The organism is Sphingobium sp., assembly GCF_003248505.1.
Lineage (GTDB): Bacteria > Pseudomonadota > Alphaproteobacteria > Sphingomonadales > Sphingomonadaceae > Sphingobium.
On sequence record NZ_QFOA01000042.1, the window covers coordinates 20,563 to 27,669 of the forward strand.

Below are 7,107 nucleotides of genomic sequence, written 5' to 3' on the forward strand. Positions count from 1 at the left end.
TCAGCCGATCAAGCCGGTCAGGCTCTTCCAAAGACCGAAAGACGACAAATCGTTGAAGGTGACGAGCAGCATCATCGCCATCAGCACCGCCAGACCCGACCGGTAGGCCCATTCCTGCGCCGCCGGGCTGACCGGCCGCCGCCGCACCGCTTCGATCCCGTAGAAGAGCAGGTGACCCCCATCCAGCATGGGAATTGGCAACAGATTGATGAACCCCAAGTTAATCGAGATGAGCGCCACGAAGAAGATGAAGCTTTCCAGCCCCATGGTCGCGGCCTGACCCGAAACCTGTGCGATCTTGAGCGGGCCGCCCAGTTCCTTGACCGATCGGCCCCCGCCGACGATCTGCCCCAATGTTTCCACCATGGTGCGCACAATTTCGCCCGTGCGCTGCACCGCGACGACGGGCGCGCGCCAGATCGGGACCGGCTCGATCACAGGTTTGCCGGGGGCCAGCCCCAGCCGCCCGACCGCGAAGCTGTTGCCCAGGCCGTCGTCCTCGGTGACGCTGCCGATCCGGCCCTGCCGCACGATACGCTGCCCGCCGCGCTCGATCACCATCTCGACCGGTTCGCCGGGGCGGATCTGCGCGTAGAGGCGGATGTCGTCGAACGTGTCCATCGTCCGCCCACCGAGCGAGACGATGCGGTCGCCCGCCACGATGCCCGCCGCCGCCGCCGCGCTGCCCGGCTGGACCTGCCCCGCGACCGCAGGCGTGCGGCTTTCGCCGTGAATGAAGGCGAAAGCGGCCAGGATCAGAATGGCAAAGAGGAAATTGATCGCCGGTCCCGCCGCCACGATCGCCGCGCGTTGCCACAGCGGCTTGCCCGGAAAGCTTTCCGCCCGCTCTTTCGCTGGCAATTCGAGCCAGGCGGGATCGGTCATGCTCGCCGCGTTCATGTCGCCCTTGAAGCGGACATAGCCGCCCAGCGGCAGCGCCGCGACCCGCCAGCGTGTGCCACGCCCATCCACCCATGCGAACAGTTCCGGCCCGAAACCGATGGAGAAAGCCTCCGCCTTCACCCCGCACCAGCGGCCGACGAGATAATGGCCCAGCTCATGCACGAAGACGAGCGGGCCGATGACCGCGACGAAGGCAAGGACGGTCAGAAGGAAACCGGGACTATGGATCAAGCCGTCAATCTTTCCATCACATGGGCCGCATGGGCGCGGGCCTCTGCGTCCGCCGCCAGCACATCGTCGATGGAACCGGGCGTCGGCGCGCTATACCGGGCCAACACATCCTCCACAATCATGGCAATATCAAGGAAGCCGACACGCCCCGCCAGAAACGCGGCCACCGCAACTTCGTTGGCAGCGTTGAGGATCGCGGGCGCCGCGCCCCCTTGTGCCGCTGCCGCGCGGGCGAGCCGTAGCGCCGGAAACCGATCTAAATCAGGTGCTTCGAAGTCGAGCCTGCCGATCGTCGCAAGGTCCAGTTTCTGGCAGGGCGTCGCGATCCGGTCCGGCCAGGCGAGAGCATGGGCGATGGGAATGCGCATATCGGGCGACCCAAGCTGCGCCAGCGTGGAACAATCGCGATATTCGACCATCGAATGGATCACCGACTGCGGGTGAACAAGTATTTCGATCCGGTCGAGGCCAACCGGGAAGAGGTGGGCCGCCTCGATCAGTTCCAGCCCCTTGTTCATCATCGTCGCGCTGTCGACGCTGATCTTCGCACCCATCGACCAGTTGGGGTGCGCCACCGCCTGGGCAGGCGTGATATCCCGCATTTCGGCGCGGCCGCGCGTGCGAAAGGGGCCGCCGCTGGCCGTCAGGATAATTCTTCCGACATTATCGTAGGAACTGCCGGCAAGGCACTGAAAAATCGCGTTATGCTCACTATCGACCGGCAGGAGCGTCGTGCCTGACGCCTGCACGGCGTCCATCATGAGGCCGCCCGCAGACACCAGCGACTCCTTGTTGGCAAGAGCCACCGTCGCGCCCGATTCCAGAGCGGCCATGGTAGGTTTCAGCCCCGCACAGCCGACGATCGCCGCCATCGTCCAGTCCGCGTCCAGCCTTGCGGCATCGACCAGCGCATCCTCACCCGCCGCCGCCTCGACCCCCGAACCTGCCAACGCATCCCGCAGCGCGCCATAGAGATGCGCCTGCCCGATCACTGCGACCTGCGCACCGCTGGCGCGCGCGATGCTTGCCAAGCTGTCCACATCGCTGTTCGCCGTCAACGCCACGACACGATAGGCATCGGGTTGACGCTGCACGAGGTCGAGCGTGGACTGGCCGACCGATCCGGTGGCCCCGAAGACGGAAACGCGCTTCATTGGAATTGCACCGACAAAATATAGAAAAGGGCCGCGAGCGGTGCTGCGGCAACGACGCCGTCCAGCCGATCCATCACGCCGCCATGACCGGGCAGCAACATTCCGCTGTCCTTCACCCCCGCCCGCCGCTTCATCGCGCTTTCGAGCAGGTCGCCCAGTTGAGCCGCGACCGCCAGCACGCCGCTGGCTGCCGCAAGCTGGATGGGCAGGCCCGCAAACCGTTGCAGCAGGAAACCGAGCACCAGCGCCGCCAGCACGCCGCCAGCCAGACCAGCCCAGGTCTTGGACGGGCTGACCCGTGGCGCGAGCTTCGGTCCGCCGATGGATCGTCCGGCGAAATAGGCTCCGATATCGGTCGCCCACACCAGCCCCAGCGCCCAGAAGGCGAGCAACAGACCGTAGGCGTAGGGCGCCTGCCCCCGCAGGAACATGAGCGCCACCACCGGCACGCAGACATAGGGGATGCCCAGCGCCAGCTTGATGTTGCGGCTGGTGAAAGCGACGAAAAAGAACGCCCCCGCCCCTGCGATCAGCACGGGCCAGTCGATCCCGGCGGCCAGCGGGCATAGCAGCGCCAGCGGGATCGACACAGCGAACATCGCCGCCTTGCGCTGCTGCATGTCGGCGCCCGTCAGATCGCCCCACTCGCCCTGCATCAACACGCCCGCCACGACCAGCAGCGTCCAGAAGATGATCCCGCCCGCCAGCAAAGCGCCCAGCGCCACCGCGACCAAGGCCATGCCGACGACGGATCGGGTTCGCAATTCGCTGGTCATCCGCTCACAGGCCGCCGAAACGGCGGTCCCTCAGGCGAAAAGCGTCGAGCGCGCGCGACAGCGCCTTGGCATCGAAATCGGGCCAGAGCATGTCGGTAAAATAGAGTTCGGCATAGGCCGCCTGCCACAGAAGGAAATTGCTCAACCGCTGCTCGCCCGACGTGCGGATGAGCAGGTCGAGCGGCGGCAGGTCGGCGGTATAAAGCGCCGCATCGATCGCTTCCACGCCGATAGCGGCAGGATCGACCTCTCCCCGCGCCGCACGCTGGGCCAGGCCGCGCACCGCGCGCACCATCTCATCCTGCGCTCCGTAATTGAGCGCGATGGCGATCACCGGGCCGGTGTTCCCCGCCGTGCGCGCCATCGCCCCTTCGATAAGGTCCACCAGCGCGGGATCGAGCGCCGCATAATCGCCGATGATGCGCAGCCGCACGCCGTTGGCGTGAAATTCGTCGAGGTCGGACTGGATGAAATGCCGCAACAACCCCATAAGGTCCGACACCTCGCTCGCCGGTCGCTTCCAGTTCTCCGACGAAAAGGCGTAAAGCGTCAGGCATTCGAGGCCCAGTTCCCGCGCCGCGCGTGCCACCCGGCGCACCGCTTCCACGCCCGCGCGATGTCCGGCGATGCGCGGCAGCAGCCGCTTCTTGGCCCAGCGCCCGTTGCCGTCCATGATGATGGCGACGTGGCGCGCGCCATGGGCTGGCGCGGCGCTGGTCAGATCGGGCTTGGCTTGGCTGGCCATCAGAAGGACATGCGTGTTTTGGCCGCGAAAGAAAAGCCCCGGTTTATTGACCGAGGATTTCCTTCTCCTTGGAGGACGCAGCCGCATCGATATCGGCAATGGTGCTGTCGGTCAGCTTCTGGACTTCGATTTCCAGGCGCTTGCGCTCATCCTCGCTGATTTCGCCCTTCTTCTCGTCGGTCTTGAGACTGTCCATGCCGTCGCGACGGACGTTGCGGACGGCGACACGCGCGCCTTCGGCGTATTTGCTGGCGAGCTTGGCCAGTTCCTTGCGCCGTTCCTCGGTCAGGTCCGGGATCGGCAGACGCAGCGTCTGCCCGTCGACGATGGGGTTCAGTCCAAGACCCGCCGACCGGATCGCCTTGTCGACCGGCCCCACATTGGTCTTGTCCCACACCTGGACCGACAACATGCGCGGTTCGGGGGCGGACACCGTCGCGACCTGATTGAGCGGCATGTTCGCGCCATAGACCGTCACCATGACCGGATCGAGCAACTGCACATTGGCCCGCCCGGTGCGAAGGCCGGTCAGGTCGCCCTTCAGCGCTTCGATCGCCCCTGCCATGCGGCGTTCGAGGTCAGCCTTGTTATATTGCGGCATCGGGTTTCAACGCTCCTGATTTTGCACGATGGTCGCCACGCCATCCCCGGCGAGCACCTTGGCAAGGTTGCCCGTCTCGCGGATGTTGAAGACGACGATGGGAATATTATTCTCACGGCACAGCGCGATGGCGCTGGCGTCCATGACCTTGAGATTGTCGTTCAGTACCTGGTCGAAGCCGATCTGATCGTAGCGGACCGCGTCCGGCTGCTTCTTGGGGTCGGCATTGTAGATGCCATCGACGCTGGTGCCTTTGAACAGCGCGTCGCAGTTCATTTCCGCGGCCCGCAGCGCGGCGGTCGTGTCGGTCGTGAAAAAGGGGCTGCCGGTGCCCGCCGCGAAGATGACGATCCGGCCCTTTTCCATATGCCGTTCGGCCTTGCGACGGATATAGGGTTCGCACACGCTTGCCATCGGGATCGCCGATTGGACGCGCGTATCATAGCCGCGCTTTTCGAGCGCGTTCTGCACCGCCAGCGCGTTCATGACTGTCGCCAGCATCCCCATATAGTCGGCGCTCGCCCGGTCGAAGCCCTTCGCCGCCCCGGCAAGTCCCCGGAAGATGTTGCCGCCGCCGACGACGACGCACAGTTCGAAGCCGGCATCCTTCGCCGCCGCGATCTCGCCCGCGACACGGTTCACGGTTTCCGGCTCAATGCCGAACTGCCCCTGCCCCATCAGCACTTCGCCGGATAATTTGAGGAGAATGCGCTTGAAGGCGGGCCGTGTCATAGGCGGGCGTGATCCATCTGTTCGGGCAAGGAAATGGCGCGCACCTTAGCAGCGCGCGCCATTCTGTGAAGCGGCTTTTCCCTCCGTGCTGAAACGAGAGGGAAAAGAAAGGGATCAGACGCCGGCGGCTGCCGCGACTTCCGCCGCGAAATCGCTGACTTCCTTCTCGATGCCTTCGCCCAGCTGGAAGCGCACATAGCTCTTCAGGGCGATCGACTTGCCCGCATCCTTCGCCGCCTTGGCGACCACGTCGGCGACGGGGGTCTTGTTGTCCATCACGAACAGCTGCGACAGCAGCGCCTGCTCCTTGGCGAACTTGGCGACCGCGCCGTCGACCATCTTGGCGACGATCTCGGCCGGCTTGCCCGATTCGGCAGCCTTTTCGGCGGCGATGGCGCGCTCACGCTCCAGCAGCGCGGGGTCGATATCGGCCGCCGACAGCGCCAGCGGGAATGCGGCGGCGATGTGCATCGCGATCTGCTTGCCCAGCGGCTCCAGCACGTCGGCAGGCGCATCGCCTTCCAGCGCGACGAGCACGCCGATCTTGCCGAGGCCCGGCGCTGCGGCGTTGTGGACGTAGGGGACGACGACGCCCTGGCTGACTTCGACATGGCCGACGCGGCGGATCGTCTGGTTTTCGCCGATGGTCGCGATGTTCGACACCAGCTTTTCATTGACGGTGCCGCCAGCGGGGTAGCCAGCGTTCGAAAGCGCATCGGCATCGGCCGCGCCGGTTTCGAGCGCGATCTGCGCCACGGTGCGCACGAAGTCCTGGAACTGGTCGTTCTTGGCGACGAAGTCGGTTTCGCTGTTCACTTCGACGGCAACACCCTTGGTGCCCGCGACGGCGACGCCCACCAGACCTTCGGCGGCGGTGCGGCTCGACTTCTTCTGCGCAGCGGCCAGGCCCTTGGCGCGCAGCCAGTCGGTCGCGGCTTCGATGTCGCCATTGGCTTCGGTAAGCGCCTTCTTGCAATCCATCATGCCCGCGCCCGAACGGTCGCGCAGTTCCTTGACGGCGGCAGCGGTAATCTCGGCCATGTTTCGGCTCCTAAGTTGATGTGTTCAAATATGCGGTAGGGCGCGTCTCCGAAGAGCGCGCCCTACCCTGCCAATCTTGCAGTTGCGCGACGCCCGATCAGGCTTCGGCGGCGACCGCTTCGGCTTCGGGCTCGTCCAGCGCGCCCAGATCGACACCGGAAGCCTGCTGCGCACCGCGATTGCCCTTGGTGGCTGCGGCGGCGATGGCTTCGCAATAGAGGCGGATCGCACGGCTGGCGTCATCGTTCGCCGGGACCGGGAAAGCGATACCGTCGGGCGACACGTTCGAATCGAGAATGGCGACGACCGGGATGCCGAGCGTGTTGGCTTCCTTGATCGCCAGTTCTTCCTTGTTGGCGTCGATCACGAACATGACATCGGGGATGCCGTTCATGTCGCGGATGCCGCCCAGGGACAGTTCCAGCTTCTCGCGCTCGCGCGTCATCTGAAGCACTTCCTTCTTGGTGAAGCCGTGGGTGTCGCCCGACAGCTTTTCCTCAAGGGTCTTCAGGCGCTTGATCGAGCCCGAAATGGTCTTCCAGTTGGTGAGCATGCCGCCCAGCCAGCGATGGTTGACGAAGTGCTGGCCCGACTTGCGGGCGGCTTCGGCGATGGGGTCCTGCGCCTGACGCTTGGTGCCCACGAACAGCACCTTGCCGCCGGCGGCGACGGTACCCGACACGAAGTCGAGCGCGCGACCGAAGAGCGGCACGGTCTGCGACAGGTCAAGGATATGGATGCCATTGCGCTCGCCGAAGATATACGGCTTCATGCGCGGGTTCCAGCGGTGGGTCTGGTGGCCGAAGTGGGCGCCAGCCTCGATCAATTGGTGCATGCTGACGACAGGTGCCGCCATGGTCTTTCTCCTTCCGGTTGCTACCTCTGGGAATCGGGAACCGAAGGACACGCCTCAAAGACGGCATC

At 65.2% G+C, this 7,107-nt stretch carries 8 protein-coding genes; all 8 read right to left on the bottom strand.

Annotated elements, in window-relative coordinates; translation table 11 throughout:
• The 8 genes from rseP to rpsB all read right to left on the bottom strand — a co-directional run bounded on the left by rseP (nucleotide 1) and on the right by rpsB (nucleotide 7,039).
• On the bottom strand, nucleotides 1–1,134 hold the full coding sequence (gene rseP / locus DI606_RS13065; RefSeq protein WP_293983702.1) for an RIP metalloprotease RseP: 1,134 nt from the start codon (nucleotides 1,132–1,134) through the stop codon (nucleotides 1–3).
• Nucleotides 1,131–2,288, bottom strand: coding sequence for a 1-deoxy-D-xylulose-5-phosphate reductoisomerase (locus DI606_RS13070; protein WP_293983704.1), 1,158 nt, complete (start codon nucleotides 2,286–2,288; stop codon nucleotides 1,131–1,133). The genes rseP and DI606_RS13070 overlap by 4 nt, the downstream gene beginning before the upstream one ends.
• Nucleotides 2,285–3,064 carry a phosphatidate cytidylyltransferase gene (locus DI606_RS13075; protein ID WP_293983706.1) on the bottom strand — a complete coding sequence of 260 codons (780 nt, stop codon included), beginning with the start codon at nucleotides 3,062–3,064 and terminating at the stop codon, nucleotides 2,285–2,287. The genes DI606_RS13070 and DI606_RS13075 overlap by 4 nt, the downstream gene beginning before the upstream one ends.
• 4 nt (nucleotides 3,065–3,068) lie before the next feature.
• Nucleotides 3,069–3,809: an isoprenyl transferase gene (locus DI606_RS13080; protein WP_293983708.1), complete on the bottom strand. Its 741-nt coding sequence runs from the start codon at nucleotides 3,807–3,809 to the stop codon at nucleotides 3,069–3,071.
• 43 nt (nucleotides 3,810–3,852) lie between these two features.
• Nucleotides 3,853–4,410, bottom strand: coding sequence for a ribosome recycling factor (gene frr, locus DI606_RS13085; protein WP_293983710.1), 558 nt, complete (start codon nucleotides 4,408–4,410; stop codon nucleotides 3,853–3,855).
• A gap of 6 nt (nucleotides 4,411–4,416) precedes the next feature.
• Nucleotides 4,417–5,142, bottom strand: coding sequence for a UMP kinase (gene pyrH, locus DI606_RS13090; RefSeq protein WP_293983712.1), 726 nt, complete (start codon nucleotides 5,140–5,142; stop codon nucleotides 4,417–4,419).
• 114 nt (nucleotides 5,143–5,256) lie between these two features.
• The gene (gene tsf, locus DI606_RS13095) at nucleotides 5,257–6,183 is read right to left on the bottom strand and encodes a translation elongation factor Ts (protein WP_293983714.1); all 927 of its coding nucleotides are present in this window, start codon (nucleotides 6,181–6,183) and stop codon (nucleotides 5,257–5,259) included.
• 97 nt (nucleotides 6,184–6,280) lie between these two features.
• A complete protein-coding gene (rpsB, locus tag DI606_RS13100) occupies nucleotides 6,281–7,039 on the bottom strand; it encodes a 30S ribosomal protein S2 (protein ID WP_293983716.1) in 759 nt (252 codons plus the stop codon).
• Nucleotides 7,040–7,107: the final 68 nt, after the last annotated feature.

Coding starts and splice junctions, on each gene's coding strand:
- DI606_RS13070 (WP_293983704.1), bottom strand. CDS start 2,288: ATGAAGCGCGTTTCCGTCTTCGGGGCCACCGGATCGGTCGGCCAGTCC.
- DI606_RS13075 (WP_293983706.1), bottom strand. CDS start 3,064: ATGACCAGCGAATTGCGAACCCGATCCGTCGTCGGCATGGCCTTGGTC.
- DI606_RS13080 (WP_293983708.1), bottom strand. CDS start 3,809: ATGGCCAGCCAAGCCAAGCCCGATCTGACCAGCGCCGCGCCAGCCCAT.
- frr (WP_293983710.1), bottom strand. CDS start 4,410: ATGCCGCAATATAACAAGGCTGACCTCGAACGCCGCATGGCAGGGGCG.
- pyrH (WP_293983712.1), bottom strand. CDS start 5,142: ATGACACGGCCCGCCTTCAAGCGCATTCTCCTCAAATTATCCGGCGAA.
- tsf (WP_293983714.1), bottom strand. CDS start 6,183: ATGGCCGAGATTACCGCTGCCGCCGTCAAGGAACTGCGCGACCGTTCG.
- rpsB (WP_293983716.1), bottom strand. CDS start 7,039: ATGGCGGCACCTGTCGTCAGCATGCACCAATTGATCGAGGCTGGCGCC.